This window comes from Mycobacterium sp. ML4, assembly GCF_054515735.1.
Genome location: NZ_JBTNSY010000084.1, coordinates 1 through 1,041, shown reverse-complemented (window position 1 = coordinate 1,041; position 1,041 = coordinate 1). Strand labels below are relative to the sequence as shown.

The 1,041-nt window shown below is 66.8% G+C and carries 1 protein-coding gene and 1 pseudogene; both read right to left on the bottom strand.

Features of this window, described 5'->3' with window-relative positions:
* On the bottom strand, positions 1-548 hold a 548-nt coding region (locus tag ACX9NE_RS29305), incomplete at its 3' end, for an ATP-binding protein (RefSeq protein ID WP_459370954.1).
* Positions 545-1,041 (bottom strand): annotated as a pseudogene (locus ACX9NE_RS29300) (IS21 family transposase); the annotation flags it as partial. The pseudogene ACX9NE_RS29300 and the gene ACX9NE_RS29305, both read right to left, overlap by 4 nt.

Here is a 1,041-nt window from a genome sequence, read left to right as displayed (position 1 = left end):
ATGATCAGATCGACCCGCAGCAGGGATTCGATGATCTTGCCGACGGTGTTGTCGGCCAGGCCGCGGTAGAGGGTCTCGACGAGGTCGGCGGCGGTGAAGTAGCGCACCTTGTGCCCGGCGTGGATCGCCGCGGTCCCCAATCCGATCAGGGTGTGGGACTTTCCGGTGCCGGCAGGGCCGATGATCGCCAGGTTCTGTTGCGCCCGAATCCATTCCAGGCTCGACAGGTAGTCGAACACCTTGGGCTGGATCGAGGAAACAGCCACGTCGAACGATTCCAACGTCTTGGGTACGGGGAACGCTGCGGCCTTGAGGCGGTTGACGATGTTGGAGGCATCGCGGGCCGCCAACTCGGTTTCGATGAGTGTGCGCAGGACTTCCTCGGGGGTCCAGCGCTGGGTCTTGGCGGTGATTAACACCTCCGGTGCGGTGCGTCGCACGGCGGCCAGCTTCAACCGCCGTAGCCCGGCATCGAGATCGGCGGCTAGCGGTGGAACCGAGGGTGGTGCAACGGGTTTAGTGGCAGCAACTGGTGAGGTCTTGGTCACGAGATCACCTCGCCGTCGATGACCGGTGTGATCTTGTAGGCGTCCAGGGACCGGGTCGGAGCAACGGGCAGGTCCAGGATCAACGCGTCCCCGGCGGGGCGGGGTTGGGGTGTTCCGGTGCCGGCGGCCAGGATGGAGCGCACGTCGGCGGCCCGGAACCGGCGGAACGCCACCGCCCGGTGCAGAGCGCAGACCAGGGCGTCGGTGCCGTGAGCGGCGCCCAGTGCGAGCAGGATCTCCAACTCCGAGGCCAGGCGGGTGTTGCCGATTGCCGCGGCACCGACCAGGAACGCCTCGGCGTCGGCGCCGAGGTCACAGAACTGCTTCTCGACCGTGGTTTTCGGGCGGGGTCCGCGGTTGGGTACTGGGCGGGGTCCGTCGTAGTGCTCGTCGAGGATCGAAACGCTGCCGGGTGCGACGAGTTCGTGTTCGGCCACGATCACCCCGGTGGCCGGTTCTAGCAGACAGATCGCGCCGTGATCGACGACCACGG